The sequence below is a fragment of the Candidatus Contubernalis alkalaceticus genome, assembly GCF_022558445.1.
Lineage (GTDB): Bacteria > Bacillota > Dethiobacteria > SKNC01 > SKNC01 > Contubernalis > Contubernalis alkaliaceticus.
In genome coordinates this window covers 1,469,067-1,493,109 of sequence record NZ_CP054699.1, presented here as the reverse complement: position 1 = coordinate 1,493,109, position 24,043 = coordinate 1,469,067, and the positions used below count along the sequence as shown (strand labels likewise).

Below are 24,043 nucleotides of genomic sequence, written 5' to 3'. Positions count from 1 at the left end.
CAGATAGGGTTTACGAAGTTTACTATAATTATATAAGAATCAGTTTAAAGAAAATAAGCATTAACTGTATATTCATACACCATCCGGTGGGTATTAAAGAAAGAACCATTTACCGCGATGGAGTGGCGCATCACATCAATCCACTTTTCTCTCTCATAGTAGAATTGAGGTACAATCACCTCTTCTAGTTTCTCATAAAGTTCCCGGGCATCTCTTTCGTCTTGATCCCCCTGGTTTTCTATCCCCCTGGAACCAATAGACCATCCTGTAATCCCTTCAATATGCCCCTCCAACCACCAACCGTCTAAAATGCTGAAATTAGGAATCCCGTTCATAACCACCTTCATACCTGAAGTTCCAGAGGCCTCCATGGGCCTTTTGGGTGTATTTAACCACAGGTCTACCCCTGACGTTAAAAACTTCGCTGTTCGAATATTATAGTTTTCCAGGTAAGCAATTTTAATAGAATCTTTCAGCTCCCGGGCATGTTGGAATACTTTTTTTATCAATTCTTTCCCCCGGGAATCTGAAGGATGAGCCTTTCCGGCAAAAACCAACTGTATTTTACCCACTTTATTAGAAATAGAAGCCAGCCTTTGTAGATCAGTGAAAATCAAGTCTACCCTTTTATATGCCGTTGATCTTCGAGCAAAACCGATAGTAAGATGATGGTAGCTCATTCCAGCGTTTGTATTCTGATTAACAAAATCGATCATCTTACGCTTTGATTCCATGTGGGCCTCCCAGATTTCTTCTCTAGGAATGGCCAGGGAATAACGGAGGGCGAAGGGATCATTGCACCATCCCTGGATGTAACGTTCATAAAGACGATAAAAACTACTAGAGGTCCAGTTGCAGACATGAACTCCATTAGTAATGGAATCAATGGGATATCCGGGAAACATTTTTCGGGATATTTCTCCGTGCTTACGGGCTACGCCATTTACGTAACGGCTTAAATTTAAAGCCAGAAGAGTCATATTCAAAAACTCCTGCCCTCCCAACTTTTTTAAAACCTCCCAGGGAATAAATTCACCCAAAACCTTTTCTACAATCGTATAAGAAAACTGGTCATGACCTGCAGGTACCGGAGTATGAGTGGTAAAGACACAGCGAGTTCTTACTTCCTCAATATCCCACAAATCCTGGCCTTTTTCACTGTGCTCTCTTTTCTCCTTCAACTGTCTTAACATTTCCAGAGCTAATAGACTGGAATGTCCTTCATTCATATGATACTTTTTAATCCCCGTGTAACCCAACTTCTGCAGCATCCTGAAACCCCCAATTCCCAGAATAATTTCCTGGGCCAGGCGGTAAGTAAGATCACCACCATATAAATAAGTGGTCAGGGTTCGGGCCTCCTGATCATTTTCAGGAATATTGGTATCCAGAAACAGTACAGGAACTTGAGAACCGGAAACACCCTCCACAGTATACTGCCACGCCTGTATGTAAACTTCCCTTCCTTCAATGTTCACACTAACTTTTTCTGGAAGTAATTCCAACAAATCCTGAGGATTCCAATACACCGGTTCCTCCGTCTGTTCCCCAACATTATTAAGCTTTTGATAAAAATATCCTTTCTCACTAATCAAACTTACAGCTACTACAGGCACTTTCAAATCAGCAAAGGAGCGTATGGTATCTCCTGCCAGGACGCCCAATCCGCCACTGTAGGTGGGAATGCTGGGTTCCAATCCGATTTCCATGGAATAATAAGCAACTTTTCTTTCACTTCTCTTCAAATCTGTTCATCCTTCCTTCCTTCCATTATTCTTATGATTTTCATGCCACATTATTCAAAAATACAGGTAAATATAATTGTCTCTTCAACTTTTTTCTCATGCTCTAACCAACTATATCTATTTGTTGAAAAATTTCACCATCTCTAAACATAGGGTTTTCATCCTTAGGATAGAACCTATACAATCTCCAGGAATCTCTAACCCGTGATCCGTTCCCTCCAACACCAACAGTTGAAAATCCTTTTGAGATTTTAAATCTTGAATTAATTCAGGACTGTAAAAGGGATCTTTTGTACCGATGACCATAAAAACTTCTTGTTTCACCCCAGCTGTGGCATCATTAAAAACTCTGGAAAAAACCGGGGTAAGATAAACCGCTTTTGCTCTATCCAGCAACTTACGTTGGCTCAAAAGATGCGTTAAAACCCTGGTTCCCAGAGATTTGCCCACCAAAATAAATTCCGAATACCCTAATTTTTCAATGGAATCCATAACTTTTTCTCCGTCCTCCAGCACCTCCTGAATCCGATCCGGATCAAACATCTCCCCCTGATTTTGAAAACTGTATTCTAAAGATAAAACATCATATTTTTGAGACAAAAGAATACTACGGCTGTAATACAAGGCCGGCATATCACAAGTATAACCGGCCCCAGGAAATAAAAGGGCAAGTCCTTTTTTACCGCTTCCCGGGGAAAACAAGGTATTTCTCAACGGAAAACCTCTGCTTCCATGAATATTCAATTTGTTAAATTTCACACGACATCCTCCTTAATGTGGTTCCTTATAAAAAGAAAACTATAATCACATTAAATCCATTAGTATAAATCCCGCATTATTACATGCTTTTTTAAAATGTCCTCTGCAATCTACTATAAAAGGGTACAAAGAAACCGGCCCTAAGCCGGCTTCTATTAGGAATATAGTAGGACATAATTTGCCTCTCAAAAGTCTCCCTTTATACGTTTTTTTCAGCCTGGTTCCGGGTATAATTCAAAAGGCCTCCGGCCAAAATAATTTCTATAAAACGCGGGCTTAAGTTGTGATTCACGCTGTAGGTCTCATCTCTTTCCAGGTTTCTAATCTCCAACTGTCCCTTGGACAACCCTTCCCGATTAATGTCTTCCACCACCAGTCGATCTCCCTGCCGTATTTTTACGTAATCTTCCATATCTTCAAATATTAATGGCAGTATTCCAAAGTTTACCAGGTTGGTATGATGAATTCGTGCAAAGGATTTGGCCACCACCGACTTAACTCCTAGATACATGGGGGCTAGAGCTGCATGCTCTCGGCTGGAGCCCTGACCATAGTTTTCCCCTCCGACAATAAAGCCTCCGTTCTTTTCCCGGGCTCTCTCGGGAAATCCTGAATCCAGCCCGTTGAATACATACTCAGCAATAGCAGGAATATTGGACCTCAGGGGCAATATTTTTGCTCCCGCCGGCATAATATCATCGGTAGTAATATTATCCCCAGTTTTCAAAAGTACCTCCCCAGTTAACGGACTCTGCAGGGATTCCTTCAAGGGAAGGGGTTGAATATTAGGCCCCCGAATAATTTCTATCTCCTCAGGTGTCTTTGAGGGAGGAATAATCATACGATCATCAATGATAAACTTTAACGGAATTTCAACCCTCTTAAATTCACCTAAATCTCTGGGGTCCGTTATCAAGCCAGTAAGAGCCGAAGCGGCTGCAGTTTCAGGTCCAACAAGATAAATATCGGCATCTGCCGTTCCGCTTCTTCCTTTAAAGTTTCGGTTAAAGGTTCTGACAGAAACACTCCCCGTGGGAGGCGCTTGTCCCATGCCAATACACGGGCCACAGGCTGACTCTAAAATCCTGGCCCCGGAGTCTAATAAATCTGCCAACGCTCCCTCCTGGGCCAGCATTTGATAAACCTGCCTGGAACCAGGGGCAATCACCAGGCTCACATCGGGATGAACTATCTTTCCTTTTAAAATACAGGCTGCCTGAATAAGATCAGCATAAGAAGAATTGGTACAGCTGCCTATGGCCACCTGATTTACTTTTATTTCAGAAAGCTCAACGATGGGCCTTACCGCATCAGGACTGTGAGGACAGGCAGCCAGGGGTTCCAATTCCGACAAGTTTATTATGATTTCCTGGTCGTATTTTGCCCCTGCATCAGCTTTAAGCTCTACCCATACGTCACTTCTATCTTGAGCCTCCAAAAATCTTTTAGTAATTTCGTCACTGGGAAATATTGAAGTGGTAGCTCCCAGTTCCGCACCCATGTTGGTTATGGTGGCTCTTTCGGGTACCGTTAGAGAGGTTACTCCTTCTCCGCCATATTCAAATACTTTACCAACCCCACCTTTAACGGAAAGCCTTCTTAAAACCTCTAATATCACATCTTTTGCCCCCACCCAAGGAGGAAGTGTTCCAGTCAGGTGAATTTTTATTACCTCCGGCATGCTGAGATAAAATGGCCCGCCGCCCATAGCTACGGCTACATCCAGTCCACCGGCCCCCATAGCCATCATACCCAGTCCACCGGCAGTAGGGGTATGGCTGTCAGACCCTAAGAGAGTTTGTCCTGGCACCCCAAACCTTTCTAAATGTACCTGGTGACAGATACCGTTACCAGGCCTAGAAAAGTGAATCCCGTATCGAGCGGCAATGCTCTGCAAAAAGAGATGATCATCGGCATTTTCAAAGCTGGCCTGCAGAGTATTATGGTCGATATAGCTGACCGACCGTTTAGTTTTAACTTTTGGAATCCCTAAGGCCTCAAACTGCAGATAGGCCATGGTCCCTGTGGCATCCTGAGTTAAAGTCTGGTCTATGGTGATTGCCATTTCTTTACCTTTTTCCATGATTCCCGAAACCAGGTGACTACCTACTATTTTTTGAACAATATTTTTCTCCATAAGTTCAATAAATGCCTCCTTGTTTTTCCCCTTGTTTTTATATCCAGTTCTTAAATTAACCTATTTATTTTTTAATTCCATTATATATAAATTTATATCAAAAAAACCTAAATTAAACAAGATAAAAAAGCTTTGCCTGTTAAATCCAATTGATAAATCTTTAACTTACTTAATTCAATTTGGAAAACTATCTTTCCTGCATAAACAATAAAAAATTGAAAACCCGTGGGAACGGGTTTTCATATTTTTCAAGATTTTTTTTTATTATTTAACTTTCGTGTTTAGGATAAAATGTTGCGCAATCTGTTTCTTCTGTATCGCTGGCATTGCGTGGTTGAATTTCAATTTCGCTGGCTAAACAATGATCTCCAGACTCATAAAAACCACAGGTATTAACCACACACTTCACACGGGAAATGGGATTTTGTCCTTTTTCTAATCTCACCTTAATAAAAACCTCCTTTTATTAAGAATTATTTTTTATAGCATTCCCTACAAAGGATAACTATTATACCAAAGAGTTTTGTCAATTATTATCTATCTTCTAACTTATGTTATATCCAAGTAAAAGAATATAATTAAATCATTTGCTTTTTATGAAGTTCTCTCAAAATCTTGACTTTGTTTGTAAAAATCTGCTAAGATGGAATTATTGAATATTAAAAAAGTGAGGTTTGTCCCATGTCAAACTATAAAAAAATAAAACTGGATGAGGCCATTGGGCTGAATTATTCAGAAAACCTGGAAAACCATAAGAAGTATATGAACTCAGGGCTGGTAGACTATTTAAGCCTTGTAGATCTATACCGCCGCTATGTAAAGGCTAAAGGCTCCTCACTGTGGGATGAACAGGGAAATGAATATTTAGATTTCTTGGGAGGTTATGGTTCTTTAAACATAGGTCATAATCATCCTAAGGTTATCGAAGCTATGGATAAAGTGAAGGAACTGCCAAATCTAATGCAGGCCTCCTTTAACCCACTGGCCGGTGCCCTGGCCCACAACCTGGCTCAAATTACTCCAGGAGAACTGCAGAGATCGTTCTTCTGCAACAGTGGAGCGGAAGCAGTAGAAGCAGCCGTTAAGCTGGCAAAGGCCTCAACCTGCCGAGAAAAAATTATTTACTGTGATGCCTCTTTCCACGGAAAGACCCTGGGTTCCCTGTCCTTTTCTGGAAGGGAAAAATATAAGGAAGCTTTTTATCCCCTGCTGAACTGGGGCTGTAAAATTCCTTTTGGCAGCACAGAAATCCTGGAAGACAGTTTAAAGGATAGACAAGTAGCAGCCTTTATGGTAGAGCCTATACAGGGAGAAGGAGGAATTATCATTCCACCCCAGGGCTACCTGAAAAAGGTCCGGGAAATCTGTGACCGTTATAACACCTTGTTAATACTGGATGAAATCCAAACAGGAATGGGAAGAACCGGAAAAATGTTTGCCTTTGAAGAAGAGGGAGTTGTCCCTGATATCCTCTGCCTGGCCAAATCCTTAGGAGGCGGCATCATGCCCGTAGGAGCTATGATTACTACAGATCTTATCTGGCAGAAAGCATACGGTTCTATTGATAAATGTCTTATCCACACCACCACCTTTGGTGGAAACACCTGGGCAATGGCTTCCTGTCTCGCTGCTCTAGAAGTCATTGAGGAAGAAGGACTGGCTCAGCAGGCTCAAGAAAAAGGAGTATATATTTTAGAAAAACTAGAAGGCTTTAAAAATAAATATGATTTAGTGAAGGATGTACGGGGCCGAGGTCTACTAATCGGTGTAGAGCTTAATTCTGCGGAAGGTACCCTTAATAAAATCTCTGGAGGTCTAGTTAAGAACCTGTCCAAAGATTTCACCGGAGCTTTAATCACTGGAGAGCTTTTAAATCGATATAACATAATTGTTGCCTATACTCTAAATAACCCCAATGTAATCAGACTGGAACCACCTCTGAATATATCTTATGAGCAGATTGATTACATGCTGGATTCTTTAGAAAAAGTCTTGACAAAAAATAAAGGATTTTTGAGCCTGGCTTCCAAGAGTTCAAAAAGTCTTATACGGGGTTCAAAGCATATATTGAAGTCTATCACCGGCAAGTAATCTTCTTTTACTACATTTTTTAAACCGAAGTTCAACCTAAAGCATAATTAGAAATTGAAAATAGCCTATTTTAGCTGATTTACCCAGGCAATGTAGTGTAGACTATTGGACATATTTATTGGTGATATATCCAAATAATTCTTGATATACGAGGCATTATCCCTTATAATAGTAGTATAGACTATTTAAGGGGGAATGCCGAGTGTTTGTTAAGATAACTCCCCGTAAAAAAGACGGGAAGACCTATTATTACGCTGAATTAGTAGAGTCTTACCGGGAACAGGGAAAGATTAAACATCGACGTCTACTCTACTTTGGTAGTGTAGACCAGGACACGGCCAAAAGGCTTAAGATCGCCTTTTCTCGTGATTTCGATTCTTTCACCAATATAGATAAGGTTGATTTTTCAACAGCTGTTCCTTATGGTAATTTTTTTCTTATCGATTCTTTAATTAAACAACTAGATTTATTGGAGCATTTTAGTTCCAAATTTGTTTCATCGGACCCTCATATAACCGTTCCTACTGCAATCAGGTATATTAAGGCTATGCTATTCCAGAGGATTATACAGCCGGACAGTAAATTGGCCCTTTTAGAATGGTTGCCACTGACACCGCTTAAGCATTTTCTGGATATAGAAAAAGTAGATTTACAGAGTTTATACCGCAGCCTAGAAATTCTTCAGGGAAACTTCAGCATAGTAGAACAGTATCTATATGATACAGCGGTTAAAAAGTTTAATCAGGACGATAAAGAACTTTATTACGATATAACCAGCAGCTATTTTGAGGGATGTAAGTGTATCATAGCTGAGTATGGCTATTCCAGAGATAAACGCAGAGATAGAAAGCAAATTGTGATTGGACTTGTCACCACCTCTGATGGATTTCCCATTAAATGCAAGGTCTATCCGGGAAATAGAGTAGACAAAACAACCGTTACAGAGGTTTTATCCGAACTGAAGGAAAAATACCCCATAGACGAGATTGTTTTTGTCGGTGATCGAGGGATGTTAACTGCTGATAATGTCGATGCAATTGAACAGCTTAATCAAAAGTATGTTATGGCCATCCCCCGGGCCTGGACCAAGAAATTTATTCAAAATACTTTCATTGATGAAAAAGAAATGAGAAAAATCAAAAAGGACCTTTATGCCGTATTTCTTCCTTCGGCAGAGAACCAAAGGCTTTTGTTATGTCTTAATACTCAGAAACGGGAAGACGACCAAAAATATCGCACATTTTGTATTGAAGCCATTAAAGAAGAGTTAGATAAGCTAAATAGTAGCCTGGGTAAAAACAAAAATATCAGCACTCGGGATGAAGCCATGAAAAGAGTGGGGCTTATCTTAAAGCTAAACTCTACCCGCAAATATTTCAGTGTAAAAACTGTTGACAGTAAAAAGAACAATCTGGGTTTTGAAATTCACTATGAGCTAAAAACAGCAAAAATACAAAGCGATGAGAAGTTGGATGGCACTTTCGTAATTCAATCCAATAAAAAAGATTACAGTGATGAAAAGCTTATAAACACATATAAAAATTTAAACAGGGTAGAAAACGCCTTTAAAGTAATCAAAAATGATCTAGACATCAGACCTGTTAATCATCGTAAAAAAGTAAGAGTTGAGGGGCATGTATATATCTGCGTATTGGCCTATTTTATAACTACTGCTATTGAGTATATTGCCATGGATAAAAAGCTTAATAAGTCTTCTCGGAAAATATTAAGACAGCTAAGCCAAATTAGCTTACTTGACATTAACCTGACTGACAGCAAAAAGAAGTATTCGATCACTACAGTACAAAAAGAACATAAAAAAATTCTCAATGCTTACAAAATTAAAAAAGTGGAAGTGCCAAATGTAGTATAGAATTTTTTTTAAAAAACAGCTATACATGGGAGCAATTTAAGTTATCGGGTTGAACTTCGGTTTAAACATTCGTCTAAAAACTTATTAAAGATATGACTTTTGTGGAAAGTAGATGATAAAAACAGCTGCCTCCGGCCTTGACCGGGACAGCTGCTCATCGGTTATTTTTAGTAATTATTGTTTTTAACGTTTTTCTTTAAACTTTCTATTTTTTTTATTTATTATTTTTCCCAATGCAGCAGGTTACTTTTCGGTAACCTGTTTTTTTATATTGCTGTTTCTCCCTTTTCACCGGTTCTGATTCGGACAGCATCCTGCATATCATATATAAAAATCTTACCGTCCCCTATTTGACCGGTCCGTGCTGTTTCTACAATCAAATTTACTAATGTATCTACGTTTTCATTTTGAACTACCAGCTCAATTTTTACTTTTGGCAGAAGATTAACAGTATATTTGCTTCCCCGATAATATTCAGTCTTACCTCCCTGTAATCCGCAGCCGGTCACATGGGTTACTGTCATACTGGCTAACCCCTGTCGGGTCAAAGCATCCTTAACCAATTCAAACGTCTCTGGCCTAATAATAGCCTCCACTTTTTTCATTATCTGCACCTCCTTAATCTAAATAGTCTCTTAACTGGCTTTATTTCCAACCACTATGTTGTAAGCACGCATGCCATGTTCCCCAATATCCAGGCCTTCTTTTTCCTCTTCCGGAGTAACCCTGATTCCACCAACAATCTTACTGATAATAAAGTAACCAGTTCCCACCACTACCACCGTCCAGGCAAAAACTGCAGCCACACCAATAACTTGAGCAATAAGGAGAGACACTCCCCCACCATAGAACAAACCTTCACCTACCGCAAACAATCCAACACAGATGGTTCCAAAAGCTCCTGCCGCACCGTGAACAGATATTGCACCTACAGGATCATCAATTCTTATCACCTTGTCAAACAATTCAACCGCCAGGATCATCACAATGCTGGCACAAAATCCTACAATCATTGCACCCACCGGATTAAAAACGTCTGCTCCAGCAGTAATACCTACTAATCCAGCCAGGATTCCATTTAAAATCAAACTGGGGTCCGGTTTCCCATAACGAATCCAAGTAAAGATCATTGCTCCAACAGCTCCAGCGGCACCCCCCAGTAAAGTTACCACAATAATGCTGGAAATCAGGCCGGGATCAGAAGCAGCAATTGTGCTTCCACCGTTAAAACCAAACCAACCAAACCAGAGAATAAATACACCAAATCCACCTAGTGGGATGTTATGGCCCGGGATCGCATTAACCTGCTTTCCAGTGTATTTTCCAGTTCTGGGACCCACCATGTAAGCACCCACCATGGCTGCAAAGGCACCTACAGAGTGCACCACCGTTGAACCGGCAAAATCTAGGAATCCTAACTCCCCAAGCCAACCGTCGCCCCATACCCAGTGACCTACAATGGGATAAACCAGGGCAGTCATGAGAATAGTAGAAAGAATATAAGCGGAAAATTTCATCCTTTCCGCAACTGCTCCCGAAACTATGGTTGCAGCTGTTGCAGCAAATACCGCCTGAAATACCCAGAATGCCAGGGTAGGCACTCCAAAGTCAAATCCCTGGGCTCCGGAAAGAAAGAATCCATTGCTTCCAATGAAACCACCTATGGAATCACCAAACATAATGCCAAACCCTACCATAAAATATACAACTGCACCGGTGCAAACATCAATAACATTTTTCATCAAAATGTTCAAAGAGTTTTTTGCCCGGGTAAAACCAATCTCTACCATTGCAAAACCTACCTGCATTAGAAAAACTAAAAAAGCTGCCAACAATACCCACACTGTATCAATAATCATAATCTGATCCATTTGCTTACCTCCTCTGGTAATTTGATATAGTTCTTTCACTTAGTTAAAAATGTCTTTTATATACCTTAGAGGAAGCGTCTTTGCTTCAATTTACTTCTTCGTAAAAATAGATGGTATAAATCACCTCCCTTTGTTCTGCTCTTAGTTAGAACAATATAAATGTGAAAAATTATAAGAAAAGAACAGTCAGTATTTGGCTAACTGTTCTTTTCTTTTTCAAAAAAGGCTTTTTATAAAGCTAACAGTTAAAACTTAGCCAAATAAGCATCTAATTCCCAGGGATGAACGGCCATGGAAAACTGCTTATATTCTATTCTTTTGGCAGTAACAAAACGTTCGTAAATATGTTCTCCTAAAGCCTCCTGGATCACCGTATCTTTTTCCAGTTCATCCAGGGCTTCCGACAGGCTGCCAGGCAGACTGTCTATCCCTAATTCAACCAGATCCTGAGGCGTAAGGTTATAAATATTTCTCTCTACAGATGCCGGAGGCTCTATTTTGTTGTTAATTCCGTCCATACCGGCTTTCAACATAACCGCCAGGGCCAGATACGGGTTGCAGGAGGGATCGGGACTCCGCAATTCTACCCGAGTACCTTCACCTCTCCTGGCAGGAACCCTGATGAGAGGGCTGCGGTTCCGTTCCGACCAGGCCAGGTAAACAGGTGCCTCGTAGCCGGGGACAAGTCTCTTATAAGAGTTAATAGTAGGATTGGTAACTGCTGTAAAAGCTCGGGCATGCTTCAGCAGTCCGCCAATATAGTAAAGAGCTTCTTTACTCAACTGCTGTGGGGCACTTTCATCATAGAATATGTTAGTTCCCCCTTTAAACAGCGACATGTGTGTGTGCATTCCAGAGCCATTAATTCCAAAGATTGGCTTCGGCATAAAAGTAGCATGCAGTCCATGACGATATGCTACTGTCCTGACCACAAATTTAAAGGTTACCAGATGGTCTGCTGTAATTAACGCTTCATCATATTTAAAATCTATCTCATGTTGTCCTTCTGCCACTTCGTGATGAGAGGCTTCTATTTCAAACCCCATATCCTGTAAGGTCAGCACCATTTCCCTCCGGGCATTTTCCGCCAGGTCTACCGGGGACATATCAAAATATCCGCCTGAATCATGAGTATTTACTGTGGGACGGCCCTCGGCGTCCTTCAGGAAAAGAAAGAATTCCGCTTCTGGACCAGCATTCAGATCAAACCCTTTAGCTGAAGCCTCTTTCAAAACCCTCTGTAAATTACATCGGGGGCAGCCAGCAAAGGGGGTTCCGTCGGGATTATAAACATCACAGATTAAACGAGCTACAGCCCCTTCCTTGGGCCTCCAGGGAAATAGGGTAAAAGTTGTGGGATCTGGTTTTAAATACATATCAGACTCTTCAATCCTTACAAAACCTTCAATAGAAGAACCGTCAAACATTAATTCCCCATCCAATGCTTTTTCTAACTGTACAGAAGGGATAGCAACATTTTTCTGCACTCCGAAAATATCAGTAAACTGCAGTCTGATAAACTTTACATTTAGTTCATCCGCGATCTTCAAAACATCTTCTTTGGTTTTAGCTTTCATAAGTAAATCCTCCCTTTTTTTGCGGCTGGGCAATTTTCAGGGCCATCAACCCTGATGGTTACCCGCCAAATAAATAAAACGCCTTAACCAGAACGTAAACTTAACGCTGGTTTCGGGCGCCTTTGCCTGTGGTATTAGAACTTCATTGTTCTGGTATTTAATTATATTATAATGGCTGTTTTAAGTTATTCTTTCTTCCATTTCCGCTGCCATAATTATGGCTTCAGAAACCTTTCTCATGGAAACCCTCTTGTTCATACTCTGCTTTTGTATTCGCCTGAAAGCTTCTCTTTCAGACAGTCCCGTGGTATTCATAAGAATCCCCTTCGCTTTTTCTATCACCTTACGATCTACCAACTCTTTCTTTAACCTCTTTACTTCCCTTTCCAAACGTTGTATATTTTTTGATGAATTTACTGTTATGTCGATAACGAATGGCAACACCTCCTCATTTATAGGTTTAATAATAAATGGAGAAAAACCATTTTCCGTCATTTTACTAATTTTATCCCTCTGAGGATAATCAATCATTAAGAACACTGGATAACCATCTTCCGAAATGATGTGAGCTAAATCTATAAAATCCCCCGCATGTTCTGAAATATCGATAATCACCAAATCAGGTTCAATACTTTTTATCTGTCTTAAGCTCTCTGAACTATTTAATGATAGTCCTATCACTTTGTGTCCTGTTGAATTAATTACGGGTATAATTTTATTTAAATCCTCGGAAGCCCCGGCTAAAAAAATCCTATATGTATCCAATTCTTCACCCCCCAGAATGTAAAACTGCCTTGAAAAATATCTCAAGGCATCCCTATAGGCTACCTTGCCCTTAGTTACTTCTTTGTGCTTGTGCATTTTTTATTAAACTAATTTTACAACAGGTGGACAGCGTAAGTCAACACAATTTTTACTATTTAAAACATGTTTTTGCATTGCGAAAACATCTAAAATTGATAAATACTTTTCATTTCTTGAAATACCTTTTCTTATATTGAAATTGCTCTCATTTTTGCCCGAAAGAAGGGCAAGACAACCTTTGATTTATTTTTTTTTATATGTTACTATTGTAAAAATGTATGGCACCACCTTTAAACCAGTCCCGAGAGGCTGAGAAGGGTTAACAGTAACGGTTATATCCGGCTGTCATTTAACTATCCTAAACCTATCGGGGTTGAGGATTTTTTAGTATGGGAGGGGAACTTATGAAAGCCAGGTTAGTTTTAGAAGACGGCAGAATTTTTTATGGTGAGAGTTTTGGCTGCCAGGGAGAAAAGGGCGGCGAAGTAGTTTTTAACACGGGAATGACCGGATACCAGGAAATCATGTCTGATCCTTCTTATTGCGGACAAATTGTTGTTTTAACCTATCCTTTAATTGGAAACTACGGCATTAATCCCTTTGATTTTCAATCCAAGAATTCATTAATTAAAGGACTGATTGTTCGTGAATATTGTGATTATCCCAACCACTGGCAGGCTGATTATAACATTTCCGACTATTTAAAACAGCAAAATATTATCGGCCTATCCGGAATAGATACCCGGGCTTTGACCAAACACCTTCGTAATCAAGGAACCATGAGGGGTATCATATCAACTGTGGAGGAGGAAACTGACCAGTCATTAATAGATAAGGCTAAGAAAGTTCCCAGCCTCTCCGATATGGATCATGTGATGACAGCTACCACAAAGCAATCCTATGAGATCCACGGAAACGGACCTCATGTGGCTCTTTTGGATCTGGGCTGCAAATCCAGTATCATTCAATCCTTACAAGAGAAAGGCTGCAGAATTACGGTCCTTCCCGCCAAAACCGGCCCGGATGAAATTCTGGCTATTAAACCTGACGGACTGCTGCTTTCCAACGGACCCGGAGACCCAAAAAAAGTGCCCTACGTGGCTGGCACCGTAAAAAGTCTTTTAGGGAAGCTGCCCATATTCGGCATATGCCTGGGTCATCAGGTGTTGGGGTTATCTCTGGGGGGAGATACGTATAAGTTAAAATTTGGACACCGGGGAACTAACCATCCAGTAAAAGATTTAAAAACAGAAAAAGTATTTATCACTTCACAAAATCACGGATATGCTCTCAAAAAGAAAAGTATCGAGAATTTACCGATAGACATTTCCCATATCAACCTTAACGATCATACAGTGGAAGGAATGAGGCACAAAGAACTTCCCCTTTTTTCCGTTCAGTTTCACCCGGAGGGAAGCCCGGGACCCTATGATTCCATTGAGATATTTAAAGAATTCTTAGATTTGATTCTTGACAAACAAAAGGTCGGGTAATAATTACCGGCCTTTTCCCAAATGAAACCGTTTTCGATAGGTATCTGTTTTTACTATTTGAGAAGCCAGATTTAAGGCTTCTCTCCTGTTTTTTACCTTCCCATCAGATTGGGCTTCCTTCACTTTTGCCAATAAATAACCTACCCCTGGTGAAGGATGTAGTTTGAGATACTCCATAATTTCCTCTCCACTAATAATGTCCGGTGGAGAAACAAATATTTCCCTTTTAAAAAAATATTTTTCAAAGGTTTCATGAATAAATTCCTGGTAAAACTTTATTTCCTGAAAATTACCTTTAGCCTCTCTCTTAGCAATAAAATCTGATAAAGAATGCATCAACACTTCAACCGTTTCCTCGCCACATTTATTAAATAGTTTATAAAAGGCCCTGGGAGAAACATTTTTGGCCACTTGAAGAAAAAGAGGATGCATATGATTTCTGGTAAGGCTGCTCAAAATTCTCCTTTCCTTACTGCTCAATTTCAAGACTCCGCTGTAATTTTCCAAAATAGGAATCCCCTCCACTTCGTGGCGGTGAAAAACAATTCTTCCCGAATCCAAAACTTTTTTAGTCTTTATTTTACCTACATCATGAAACAGAGCAAAAAACTTTAAAAGTTGTTTTCTTTTCCGAGGGAAAACCAGTTCCTGTTTCATGTGTTGGTTAATTAACATAGCCAGTTCCGATGAAAAGGGTGGGGATACAATGTTTTGCTCAATACTCTTAAAAGTGTGAAGGCAGTGACTCCATACCTCTTCCCCATGAAAAAAATTTTGTTCCGTAGTCTTCATCAGACTAACTTCAGGAAACAATACACTGAGGAAACCTAACGTTTCTTCCATAAATTTGACCCAGGGGTAGGAAACGTCTAAATCAAATATTTTCCACAGTTCATCTCTTATTCTTTCTCCGGAAACTTCTTTCAGAAGTTTCCGGGAATGTAACATCTTATACTGGGTCTGCCCATCCAAATTAAAACCCAGGGATGCACACAACCTTATACCCCGAATCAAACGAGAAGGGTCCTCTTGAAAAGCCTTAGGAGAAACCATCCTTATTTTTTTTTCCTTTAAATCTTCCAGTCCGCCATTTATATCAATTAAACAATGCTGCCATGAAGAAGATTTTTGTAAATAGTCCCCCAAATGCAAAGCCAAACTGTTCACTGTAAAGTCTCTTCGCTTCAAGTCCTCAACTAAATTCCTGCCCTTAAGACTTGTAAAATCTAATATTTTGTAATTTTTCTTTTCCTGTTTTATCACAACCCGGTAAATTCCAAAATTTTTATCCAATTCTACCAGAGAACTTTGTAATGACTTTGCTGCTTTCTCAACAAAGGGCTCAACCGGTCCACCGGTTACCAGAAAATCAATATCTATTACTTCCACCGAATGGTTCAATAACAGTGCTCTAATATAACCTCCCGTAATATAAACCTTAAGCCGGGCCTGTTCTGCCAGGTTATTAATTATTTCCAAGATTTTTTTTTCCATAATTATCACCTACCAACCTTCTTACCCTTGAGTAGTTACTTTATATTATATATCAAGTTGAAAAAAATAATCCCCTGTTTTCAGGGGATTAAAGACATGGTTCTTCTTCTACTGCAGGAAACCAGTCTTGTATTGACTGTATATCCATTATTCCTTGGGTCTGACCCGGAAGTTCTACATCTTCAGTAATTTCAGCAAAGAATGAATAGTGGCCAAAATCACCAGGTTCTTCTGATTCCGGTACCAGGTTAGGCTGTAAAGCCAGAGTAGGAAACCTTTCAAAACCCTGTAAGCACATCTTCAAAACTCCTTATTTTTTAAAATTGATTTGTTAATATATTATTATTGTTATTGTTAAATTTTTTTATGCGTATTGATCATTTAGGTATGATTAATTCCTGTCCTGGGTAAATACAGGCATCGTCTAAACTGTTAATTTTTCTGATTTCGAAAACCAGGGATCTAATATCTTTTCCTGGTTCCTTGTGGTTTTTAGCAATACCCCAAATGGTATCACCCTTTTGCACTTCCACCACTAAAAGAGATTCATCCTTCTCAGCTGCAGCCTGTCCTCTTCCATTATAGATAAAACCCAAAGATATAAAACCCAAAAGTAAGACTGCTGTAGCAATCAGAAATAAAAGCTTTTTCCTCATGAAATTTTTTTTATTTTCTTTTTCATTTTTCACCGGAAATTGATAACCCACCTGATTTTTCCCCCTATCCTGGATACCAAACTTACGTTTGCACACATTATAACCTAGAACATTTGTTCATGTCAACAGTTTAGTAAAATTTCTTCGAACTTGCGTTTGCCAAATGTATGTTTTTATGCTATAATTATTGGTAGTTTTAGACATGTTATAAATATATGTGAGGTGAATAACAATATGACTGAACCTTTAACCAATCGTCAGGAGGAAATTCTAAATTTTATAAAGAAAGAAGTTCAGGTAAAGGGCTATCCTCCCTCCGTTAGGGAAATCGGAAAGGCCGTTGGCTTGAGTTCCAGTTCTACCGTTCATGCTCATCTTTCTCAATTGGAAAAGAAGGGATATATCCGTAGAGACCCAACAAAACCAAGGGCCATTGAGCTGTTGGAGGAGAATTTCTTTTTATGCTCCCGGGACATTTCCCCGGTGCCGGTTGTAGGAAATGTAACGGCAGGCCAACCTATTCTGGCAGAGGAAAACATAATTCAATATTTCCCCCTACCCAGAGACTTTGTAAAAGAAGACAGCATCTTTATGCTCCGTGTGCAGGGGGACAGCATGATCAATGCGGGAATTTTTGATGGCGACTATATTACCGTTAGACAGCAGGCTGCTGCTGTAAACGGGGATATTGTTGTTGCCCTGATTGATGATGAAGCCACGGTTAAGACTTTTTACCGGGAAAATGACCGTATTCGGCTCCAACCGGAAAATGATTATTATGAACCCATTATAGTAGACAATTTGGAAATACTAGGTAAAGTAATCGGGCTGTTTAGAAAGTTTTAACAAAAAATAGGCTGTCTCAGATTAGAACAGCCTATTTTGTATTTATCTTTTTTTTTAGGGTATAGACCCCCACCTCTAAGCATTAGCGTAGGCAGGGCTTTTAATCAGGTGGAGTAGAGTCTCCACCTGATTCCTTGATGTTTCAGTTTGCTGAAACGAGTTCATTCAAATAAATATATTGTGGAAAAATAATTAAAATATGGCCAGATACTCCTGAACTTCCCACTTGTGTACCTGCTTTCTATAACGATCCCATTCAATTCTTTTTGCATTCATGTAGCGATTAAAAATATGCTCTCCCAGAGCCTCTCTGATCAGGGTGTTCTTTTCCAGCTCATCTAGAGCTTCTACGAGACAGGTCGGTAGATTCTCAATTCCTTTTTCAACTCTTTCTTCTAAAGACATTTCATAAATGTTTTCATCTACAGGTGTCGGTGGCATAATTTTATTTTTTATTCCATCCAAACCGGCTTTCATGGTTACCGCCAGCGCCAGATACGGGTTACAGGAGGGATCTGGGCTTCTAATTTCTATACGGGTACCTGTTCCCCTTCTGGCTGGGACCCGAATAAGTGGACTTCTGTTCCGCTGGGACCAGGCAATATAAACCGGCGCTTCATGACCAGGTACCAACCTCTTGTATGAATTTACCAGGGGGTTAGTTATAGCCGTAAAACCCTTAACATGCTGAATCAATCCGCCGATATAATGAATGGCCGTTTCACTCAACTGATTGGGAGCAGAAGGGTCATAGAAAGCATTCTCATCCCCCTTAAATAAGGACTGGTGAGTATGCATACCAGAACCATTGATGCCGTATATGGGCTTTGGCATAAAGGTAGCATGAAGATTATGACTCAGAGCGATAGTTCTTACCACCAATTTAAAAGAAGTTACATTGTCTGCGGTGGTCAGAGCATCAGCATATTTAAAAGCAATCTCATGCTGGCTGGGGGCCACTTCATGATGGGAGGCCTCAATCTCAAATCCCATCTGCTGTAAAGTTAACACCATATCCCGCCGGGCGGTTTCTCCCAAATCAACCGGCAGAAGATCAAAATAACCTCCACAGTCATGGGTCCGGGTAGTCCCCCGGCCGTGTTCATCCCTTAAAAACAGAAAAAATTCTGCTTCAGGACCGCAGTTCATGGTATAACCCATTTCTTCCCCTTCCGCGATTACTCTTTTTAGAGTGTTCCGGGGACAACCAGAAAAAGGAGACCCATCGTGGTTATAAATATCACAGATTAAGCGGGCTTCTGCTCCGGCCCCCTCCCGATTTTTCCAGGGAAACAAGGCAAAAGTATTTATATCCGGTTTCAGATACATATCCGATTCCTCAATCCTGACAAATCCCTCAATGGAGGAACCGTCAAACATCATCTCTCCGTCCAGAGCCTTTCCCAACTGTTCCACAGGAATAGCTACGTTTTTAATAGTCCCTAAAATATCCGAAAACTGCAGGCGAATAAATTTAACATCATGAAGCTGAATCAATTCATAGATTTGATCTTTATTGTACACCAGAAAACTCCCCCTTCGGTTAGAAATTATCTCTTTGTTTATTCTTGGCTTTCAATTCTTTTTTTTATAGTTCACTCTTTATTTCTATTTATTGTTTCTAAAACCTCTTTAATCGCTCCAATTAAAGCAATTTTCCCATGCTCAAAAGTGAGTCCTCCCTGCAGATAGGCAGTATAAGGAGAACGGTATGGGGCATCTGCAGTCATCTCCAATGAAGCCCCCTGGATAAATGTACCTGCAGCCATGATCACCTTATCCCCATACCCCGCCATGTTAGCCGGTTGAGGCTGCACATAGGAATCTACCGGTGAATGTTTCTGAATTCCTTGGCAAAAAGAAAGCAAATAATCAGGTTGAGTAAACCTGACAGCCTGCACTATATCTCCCCTTTCCTCACCAAAGGTTGGCGATACCTCAAATCCATATTCCTCCAACAAGGCCGCTGCAAAAATAGCAGTTTTTAAAGCTTCCCCCACTGCATGGGGTGCCAAAAAAAGCCCCTGAAAAAGCGACCGGTTATGGGCTAATGTGGCTCCCACCTCTTTCCCAAGTCCAGGGGCCGTGAGGCGGTCAGCAATCAATTCTATTAAATCTTTACGCCCCACCGCATATCCCCCCGCAGGAGCCAATCCCCCGCCGGGATTCTTTATTAATGAACCGGCGATTAAGTCTGCCCCTATTTCCAGTGGTTCCACAGGATTAACAAATTCTCCATAACAATTATCTACAAAATAAATTATGTTTGGATTGATTTTTTTAATCAGATTTGAAAGCTTTTCTATTTCTGCCAGACTAACTGAGGGACGCCATGCATATCCCCTGGATCTTTGAAGCAGGACAACAGTAACACTCTTAATTTTTTTAAGAACCCTTTCAAGCTCTTGAAAATCCAGCCTTCCTTCAGGAGTCAAATCTACCTGACGGTAGCTGACCCCTTTTGCAGCTAAAGTTCCTTTTTGGGGTAACGTGTTGATACCAATAACCTTCTGCAAGGTATCATAGGGTGCTCCTGCTGCCGACAAAAGGGTTTCTGCCGGGGATAACAGGGCATCCAGGCAGACAAACAGGGTATGGGTCCCAGAAACGAAATGGGTCCTGACCAGGGCTTCTTCCCCGTTAAATGCTTCCGCATAAATATTTTCCAGCACCTGACGTCCGATGTCATGATAACCGTATCCAGTGGAACCTGCAAAGTGAAACTCGCTAACTCTGTTTTCTTTAAAAGCCCGGAGTACTTTGGCCTGGTTGTCTAAGACAATTTCCTTTATTAGATTAATGGAAGGCTGAATTTTTTCTTCAGCCTTTTCTATTTTTTTTAGGAACTTTGAGTCCAACTGAAAATACTTTTTATATAAATAAGACATAAACTGCCATCCTCCATATTATACTGTGGCACCTTCTATAATAGTGAAATCCGCTAGAATTACCGCCGGTTTTTTCTAACCCTGAGTATACTTCTTAAGTTTGTTGGCCCATTTTTCCTGCAAAAAAACCTCAACAAAATAGTTTTCTCCCTGAACATCCATACTGACTACCTGTCCCTTTTCATGGAGCAGGGCAATAGTTCGGCTGTCTTCAAAGGGTATAGTAAAAGTGAACCTTTCCCAGTCAGCCCGGAGAATTTCCGACAGTTTATCCATTAATTCCTCTAGATTTTTTCTCCTACCGGCGGAAATGGCCACACTGTTAGGATATTCGGCTTTTAGTCTTCTGATCAAGAAAGGATCATTATTCAAATCCATCTTGTTAAAAACTAAAAGGCAGCGCTTTTCTGTTACCTCCAGGTCCATCAAGATTTTATGAACCGCCTCCATCTGTTCTTCCATCTGTGGATGAGACAAATCAACTACATGCATCAAAACATCTGCCTCCTGGACCTCTTCCAGGGTGGCACGAAAAGCAGCAACCAGATGAGTGGGAAGTTTTTGAATAAATCCCACAGTATCCGTTATAAGCACTGTCTGATTGTCGGTCATATTTACTCTGCGGGTAGTGGGGTCAAGAGTGGCAAATAATTTATCTTCTGTAAAAACAGAAGAATCCGTAAGGGCATTTAGCAGTGTGGACTTGCCGGCATTGGTATATCCTACTAAAGCTATCACCGGAAAAGGCACTTTCTGTCTGGACCTTCTCTGCAGAGAACGGTGTTTTTTTATGGATTCTATTTCCTTATTTAAATCGCTTATTTTCTGCCGAATGGTTCGACGATCAACCTCCAGCTTGGTTTCTCCGGGACCCCGGGTTCCAATTCCTCCCCCTAGCCGAGACAATGCACTGTAATGCCCTGTCAGTCTGGGAAGGAGATAATTCAACTGAGCCAGCTCCACCTGCAGCTTCCCTTCTCTGGTCCTGGCCCTCTGAGCGAAGATATCCAAAATCAAAGCTGTCCGGTCAATGACTCTCAATTCCAGGAGCTCCTCCAGGTTTTTGGCCTGAGAAGGAGTTAACTCATCATCTATAATTAACATGTCTGCTTTTACTTCTTCTGCCAGGAGGGATATTTCCTCAGCCTTTCCTTTCCCAATATAGTAAGAAGCGTGAGGTTTACTGCGCTTTTGAACCACTTCAAAAACCACTTCCGCCCCAGCTGTATCAGACAGCTGGGCTAACTCCCTCATAGAAGCTTCCAGATGCCACTCTTCCCTTCCGGGCAGTAGTATTCCTGCGATAATCGCTTTTTCCTTTATGTCATATCTTCCTTTCCAGTTCTGACCTTTTTGTTAATTTTAACATAAGATTTTTTTAAATTCAATTTAAGCATCATCTTCAACCCTGCTATTACAAATAACACAGGTCCCATTTTCCAAGGTTTCTTTTTTTAGGAACAGGGGAAGCATTTTTTCCATCTGAGTTCTGCCCTCATTTAATCCAATTCTTCTTCCCAGGGCATAACCGAACAAAAAAACAATCATAATAAAAAGTATTAATGTGGTAACTTTCATTTAAATTGCCTCTTTCCATGGGGTTTTATCTAAAAAAATAGTGATTACCAGATATGCCAACATCACTAGAAACAGCTTATAAGCTGAATAAAACAAAGCCGCCATAATAAGTATTCCGCAGATGATTATAACCTCCCCTGAGCCCCAAAGAGTGACAAAGTTTTTTTCTCCGGTCTCCCGGTCCCGGGAATGATCTATAAGGTCATCCACCAATTGAATAGCTAAAAGCACGGCCAGTGAAGTCAATCCGTTCTGCCACCCAAAAAAAATCACAACTATAGTAATAATAATTAAGGATTCTGTCCAACCGACAATCCCCAGGAGATATCTTGAACTATATTCTTTACCCATACCCACTACGTAAGCAGACAAAAATAAAGGGATTGTTAAGTTTTTATTAAAGATCACCGCCAGGCTAAATAAAATAAAAATGTAAGGGAGAATGCCTGTCCCTACGTAGTTAAACCAGTTTATCTTCCCGTTAGTTTTGTCCATTTCAGCATCAATAATATCATCTAAAAATTTTATGGTAATACCAATAAAGAGTACGGAAAGAAAATCCCTAAACACTATTCCATACATATGATTTCACCTCCGGAAAACCCTCGCCGGTCACAGAGGAAATTAAAAAAACCGGGATACCGGAAAATTGTTGTTTAATTTTTTCCCTGTTTTGGTAAGACTGGAGCAGGTCAATCTTATTAATAAGCAAAAGGTAACCGCTCCGTTCCCGGCCTAAATCCATGATCTGCCGATCAATATATTCCATATCCAAGATAGTGCTTTCACGATTGGCATAAATCATTTTAGAAATGTCTACCATATGTAAAATCAAATCAGCTTCTAAAAGAGACTCAAGAGTCTGAGCCATAGCCTTGCGGATTTCCGCCTTTGGATGGATACCATCTTTCAATCCGGTGCTGTCTGTTAATATCAAATTTTTTTTCCCCTTGCCTTCTGCCAGTTTTATGGTAATTTTTTGAAGACAACGGGTGTGATGAGGTTTAACACCGGTCAAATATTTTTTGGCCATTTCTTTTGTATAATCCCGGTTATGCTGCCGTCCCAAACTATCCACAAAAGTAAATTTTATTTTTTTTAAGCCCAAATATATGGCAAAATTTATTACAAAAAGAGTCTTTCCTACATTAGGTTTACCAATCACCAAACAATTTTTCAAAGGTCAACTCCTCCCCAACAACCTCCTCCTCTATTTCCAACCGTATATCCTCTCTGGCAATTAACATCAGTTCGTCCCGGGTAGTTTCTTTTTTGCGCACTAACCTAAGGGCCTGCCTTCGTATAGATTGTTCTATTAAATTCCTCATAAACCGAGCATTGCTGAAATTATTCTTCCGGTCTTTCTTGTCCAGCAAGCCTTTTAAAAACACACGGGCTTCGCCTGACAAACGGTATTGTCTGTTTTTTAACATCAATTCTGCAATCGCCAATAATTCTTCCTGACTGTAATCTGGAAAATCTAAATGTATAGGGAAACGGGACTTCAACCCTGGATTCACCGTCAGGAAATGCGCCATTTCCCGAGGATATCCCGCCAAAATTAAAATAAACTCTGTCTTGTAATCCTCCATGGCTTTTACCATAGTATCAATGGCTTCCTTCCCAAAGTCTTTTTGTCCTCCCCGGGCCAGGGAATAAGCCTCATCCACAAAAAGGATCCCCCCAATGGCTTTTTTTATTTGTTCCCTGGTTCTTTGGGCGGTGTGTCCTATGTATTCCCCAACCAAATCCGCCCTCTCTACTTCCACTAAATGACCCTGGGGGAGCACTTTCATCTCTTTAAACAGTTCCCCCAAAATTCGTGCAACAGTTGTTTTTCCGGTCCCAGGATTTCCGGTAAAAATCATATGCAATACCAGGGATTCATTGTTCAAGTTGTAAAATTGTCGACGTCGCTGAATTTCAATATAAGCCTCTGCTTCTTTTACTAATGTTTTAACCCGCTGTAGTCCAATTAACTGATCCAACTGCTGCAGAATGATGGCAATGTTTGCAATATTCTCTGTGGAATTTTCCTGGCTTCCATTTCTCAGTTGACTATCATAATCTTTCATATAACGTAGTACCTGGCCTGCTGAGATTTCTCCACTTTCCAGGCCCCGAAACATTATTTTTTTTGGCAGATGTTTGTTTTTTCCTTTATTCTTAGGTGCACCAGATGTGTTTGAGCCTTTTGTAAAATTCATATTTTTCACTCCAAAAGTTAATCA

General features: G+C 40.4%; 22 protein-coding genes. 4 read left to right on the top strand and 18 right to left on the bottom strand.

Features of this window, described 5'->3' with window-relative positions; genetic code table 11:
• Nucleotides 1-44: 44 nt before the first annotated feature.
• The 4 genes from glgP to HUE98_RS07255 form a co-directional block, all read right to left on the bottom strand.
• Nucleotides 45-1,745, bottom strand: a complete 1,701-nt coding sequence (gene glgP, locus HUE98_RS07270; protein ID WP_241423184.1) for an alpha-glucan family phosphorylase — start codon at nt 1,743-1,745, stop codon at nt 45-47.
• 117 nt (nt 1,746-1,862) lie between these two features.
• A complete protein-coding gene (locus HUE98_RS07265) occupies nt 1,863-2,504 on the bottom strand; it encodes an alpha/beta hydrolase (protein WP_241423183.1) in 642 nt (213 codons plus the stop codon).
• Nucleotides 2,505-2,703: 199 nt separating this feature from the next.
• On the bottom strand, nt 2,704-4,641 hold the full coding sequence (locus HUE98_RS07260; protein WP_241423182.1) for an aconitate hydratase: 1,938 nt from the start codon (nt 4,639-4,641) through the stop codon (nt 2,704-2,706).
• Nucleotides 4,642-4,909: 268 nt separating this feature from the next.
• The gene (locus HUE98_RS07255) at nt 4,910-5,086 is read right to left on the bottom strand and encodes a DUF1540 domain-containing protein (RefSeq protein WP_241423181.1); all 177 of its coding nucleotides are present in this window, start codon (nt 5,084-5,086) and stop codon (nt 4,910-4,912) included.
• Nucleotides 5,087-5,322: 236 nt separating this feature from the next.
• On the opposite strand from HUE98_RS07255, the gene HUE98_RS07250 reads away from it, so the two are divergent.
• A complete protein-coding gene (locus tag HUE98_RS07250; protein ID WP_241423180.1) occupies nt 5,323-6,732 on the top strand; it encodes an aspartate aminotransferase family protein in 1,410 nt (469 codons plus the stop codon).
• A gap of 202 nt (nt 6,733-6,934) precedes the next feature.
• Nucleotides 6,935-8,605 carry an IS1634 family transposase gene (locus HUE98_RS07245; protein WP_241420383.1) on the top strand — a complete coding sequence of 557 codons (1,671 nt, stop codon included), beginning with the start codon at nt 6,935-6,937 and terminating at the stop codon, nt 8,603-8,605.
• 266 nt (nt 8,606-8,871) lie between these two features.
• Here the strand turns inward: HUE98_RS07245 and HUE98_RS07240 are convergent, their stop codons facing one another.
• The 4 genes from HUE98_RS07240 to HUE98_RS07225 all read right to left on the bottom strand — a co-directional run bounded on the left by HUE98_RS07240 (nt 8,872) and on the right by HUE98_RS07225 (nt 12,818).
• A complete protein-coding gene (locus tag HUE98_RS07240; RefSeq protein ID WP_241423179.1) occupies nt 8,872-9,210 on the bottom strand; it encodes a P-II family nitrogen regulator in 339 nt (112 codons plus the stop codon).
• 30 nt (nt 9,211-9,240) lie between these two features.
• On the bottom strand, nt 9,241-10,476 hold the full coding sequence (locus HUE98_RS07235; RefSeq protein WP_241423178.1) for an ammonium transporter: 1,236 nt from the start codon (nt 10,474-10,476) through the stop codon (nt 9,241-9,243).
• 245 nt (nt 10,477-10,721) lie between these two features.
• Entirely contained in the window at nt 10,722-12,053 is a 1,332-nt protein-coding gene (gene glnA / locus HUE98_RS07230; protein WP_241423177.1) for a type I glutamate--ammonia ligase, read from the bottom strand.
• A gap of 180 nt (nt 12,054-12,233) precedes the next feature.
• Nucleotides 12,234-12,818, bottom strand: a complete 585-nt coding sequence (locus tag HUE98_RS07225) for an ANTAR domain-containing response regulator (RefSeq protein WP_241423176.1) — start codon at nt 12,816-12,818, stop codon at nt 12,234-12,236.
• Between the two features lie 443 nt (nt 12,819-13,261).
• On the opposite strand from HUE98_RS07225, the gene carA reads away from it, so the two are divergent.
• Nucleotides 13,262-14,350 (top strand): glutamine-hydrolyzing carbamoyl-phosphate synthase small subunit, encoded by a 1,089-nt coding sequence (gene carA / locus HUE98_RS07220; protein ID WP_241423175.1) that lies wholly within the window; start codon nt 13,262-13,264, stop codon nt 14,348-14,350.
• 3 nt (nt 14,351-14,353) lie between these two features.
• On the opposite strand, the gene HUE98_RS07215 is transcribed toward carA, so the two are convergent.
• From HUE98_RS07215 to HUE98_RS07205, 3 genes are all read right to left on the bottom strand, one after another.
• Entirely contained in the window at nt 14,354-15,844 is a 1,491-nt protein-coding gene (locus tag HUE98_RS07215; RefSeq protein WP_241423174.1) for an HD domain-containing protein, read from the bottom strand.
• 88 nt (nt 15,845-15,932) lie between these two features.
• On the bottom strand, nt 15,933-16,142 hold the full coding sequence (locus HUE98_RS07210; RefSeq protein ID WP_241423173.1) for a hypothetical protein: 210 nt from the start codon (nt 16,140-16,142) through the stop codon (nt 15,933-15,935).
• Between the two features lie 79 nt (nt 16,143-16,221).
• On the bottom strand, nt 16,222-16,551 hold the full coding sequence (locus HUE98_RS07205; protein WP_241423172.1) for a LysM peptidoglycan-binding domain-containing protein: 330 nt from the start codon (nt 16,549-16,551) through the stop codon (nt 16,222-16,224).
• A gap of 183 nt (nt 16,552-16,734) precedes the next feature.
• Here HUE98_RS07205 and lexA point away from each other — a divergent pair, with 183 nt between their 5' ends.
• Complete coding sequence (lexA, locus tag HUE98_RS07200) at nt 16,735-17,346, top strand: transcriptional repressor LexA (RefSeq protein ID WP_241423171.1); 612 nt, start codon at nt 16,735-16,737, stop codon at nt 17,344-17,346.
• A 192-nt stretch (nt 17,347-17,538) separates the two neighbouring features.
• On the opposite strand, the gene glnA (HUE98_RS07195) is transcribed toward lexA, so the two are convergent.
• From glnA (HUE98_RS07195) to HUE98_RS07165, 7 genes are all read right to left on the bottom strand, one after another.
• Nucleotides 17,539-18,873 (bottom strand): type I glutamate--ammonia ligase, encoded by a 1,335-nt coding sequence (gene glnA / locus HUE98_RS07195; protein ID WP_318036546.1) that lies wholly within the window; start codon nt 18,871-18,873, stop codon nt 17,539-17,541.
• Between the two features lie 68 nt (nt 18,874-18,941).
• On the bottom strand, nt 18,942-20,234 hold the full coding sequence (locus HUE98_RS07190) for a methionine gamma-lyase family protein (protein ID WP_241423169.1): 1,293 nt from the start codon (nt 20,232-20,234) through the stop codon (nt 18,942-18,944).
• Nucleotides 20,235-20,309: 75 nt separating this feature from the next.
• Complete coding sequence (gene hflX / locus HUE98_RS07185; protein ID WP_407080305.1) at nt 20,310-21,539, bottom strand: GTPase HflX; 1,230 nt, start codon at nt 21,537-21,539, stop codon at nt 20,310-20,312.
• 84 nt (nt 21,540-21,623) lie between these two features.
• On the bottom strand, nt 21,624-21,812 hold the full coding sequence (locus tag HUE98_RS07180; protein ID WP_241423167.1) for a hypothetical protein: 189 nt from the start codon (nt 21,810-21,812) through the stop codon (nt 21,624-21,626).
• Nucleotides 21,813-22,394 (bottom strand): hypothetical protein, encoded by a 582-nt coding sequence (locus HUE98_RS07175; protein WP_241423166.1) that lies wholly within the window; start codon nt 22,392-22,394, stop codon nt 21,813-21,815. It abuts the gene before it with no gap.
• Nucleotides 22,375-22,992 (bottom strand): GTPase domain-containing protein, encoded by a 618-nt coding sequence (locus tag HUE98_RS07170; protein ID WP_241423165.1) that lies wholly within the window; start codon nt 22,990-22,992, stop codon nt 22,375-22,377. The genes HUE98_RS07175 and HUE98_RS07170 overlap by 20 nt, the downstream gene beginning before the upstream one ends.
• The gene (locus HUE98_RS07165) at nt 22,967-24,019 is read right to left on the bottom strand and encodes an AAA family ATPase (protein WP_241423164.1); all 1,053 of its coding nucleotides are present in this window, start codon (nt 24,017-24,019) and stop codon (nt 22,967-22,969) included. The genes HUE98_RS07170 and HUE98_RS07165 overlap by 26 nt, the downstream gene beginning before the upstream one ends.
• Nucleotides 24,020-24,043: the final 24 nt, after the last annotated feature.

Excerpts from the sequence above, each read along its gene's own strand:
- HUE98_RS07235 (WP_241423178.1), bottom strand. The coding sequence starts at position 10,476 with ATGGATCAGATTATGATTATTGATACAGTGTGGGTATTGTTGGCAGCT.
- lexA (WP_241423171.1), top strand. The coding sequence starts at position 16,735 with ATGACTGAACCTTTAACCAATCGTCAGGAGGAAATTCTAAATTTTATA.
- HUE98_RS07210 (WP_241423173.1), bottom strand. The coding sequence starts at position 16,142 with ATGTGCTTACAGGGTTTTGAAAGGTTTCCTACTCTGGCTTTACAGCCT.
- HUE98_RS07250 (WP_241423180.1), top strand. The coding sequence starts at position 5,323 with ATGTCAAACTATAAAAAAATAAAACTGGATGAGGCCATTGGGCTGAAT.
- HUE98_RS07175 (WP_241423166.1), bottom strand. The coding sequence starts at position 22,394 with ATGTATGGAATAGTGTTTAGGGATTTTCTTTCCGTACTCTTTATTGGT.
- HUE98_RS07165 (WP_241423164.1), bottom strand. The coding sequence starts at position 24,019 with ATGAATTTTACAAAAGGCTCAAACACATCTGGTGCACCTAAGAATAAA.
- HUE98_RS07190 (WP_241423169.1), bottom strand. The coding sequence starts at position 20,234 with ATGTCTTATTTATATAAAAAGTATTTTCAGTTGGACTCAAAGTTCCTA.
- HUE98_RS07180 (WP_241423167.1), bottom strand. The coding sequence starts at position 21,812 with ATGAAAGTTACCACATTAATACTTTTTATTATGATTGTTTTTTTGTTC.
- HUE98_RS07260 (WP_241423182.1), bottom strand. The coding sequence starts at position 4,641 with ATGGAGAAAAATATTGTTCAAAAAATAGTAGGTAGTCACCTGGTTTCG.
- glnA (WP_241423177.1), bottom strand. The coding sequence starts at position 12,053 with ATGAAAGCTAAAACCAAAGAAGATGTTTTGAAGATCGCGGATGAACTA.
- HUE98_RS07215 (WP_241423174.1), bottom strand. The coding sequence starts at position 15,844 with ATGGAAAAAAAAATCTTGGAAATAATTAATAACCTGGCAGAACAGGCC.
- carA (WP_241423175.1), top strand. The coding sequence starts at position 13,262 with ATGAAAGCCAGGTTAGTTTTAGAAGACGGCAGAATTTTTTATGGTGAG.
- HUE98_RS07240 (WP_241423179.1), bottom strand. The coding sequence starts at position 9,210 with ATGAAAAAAGTGGAGGCTATTATTAGGCCAGAGACGTTTGAATTGGTT.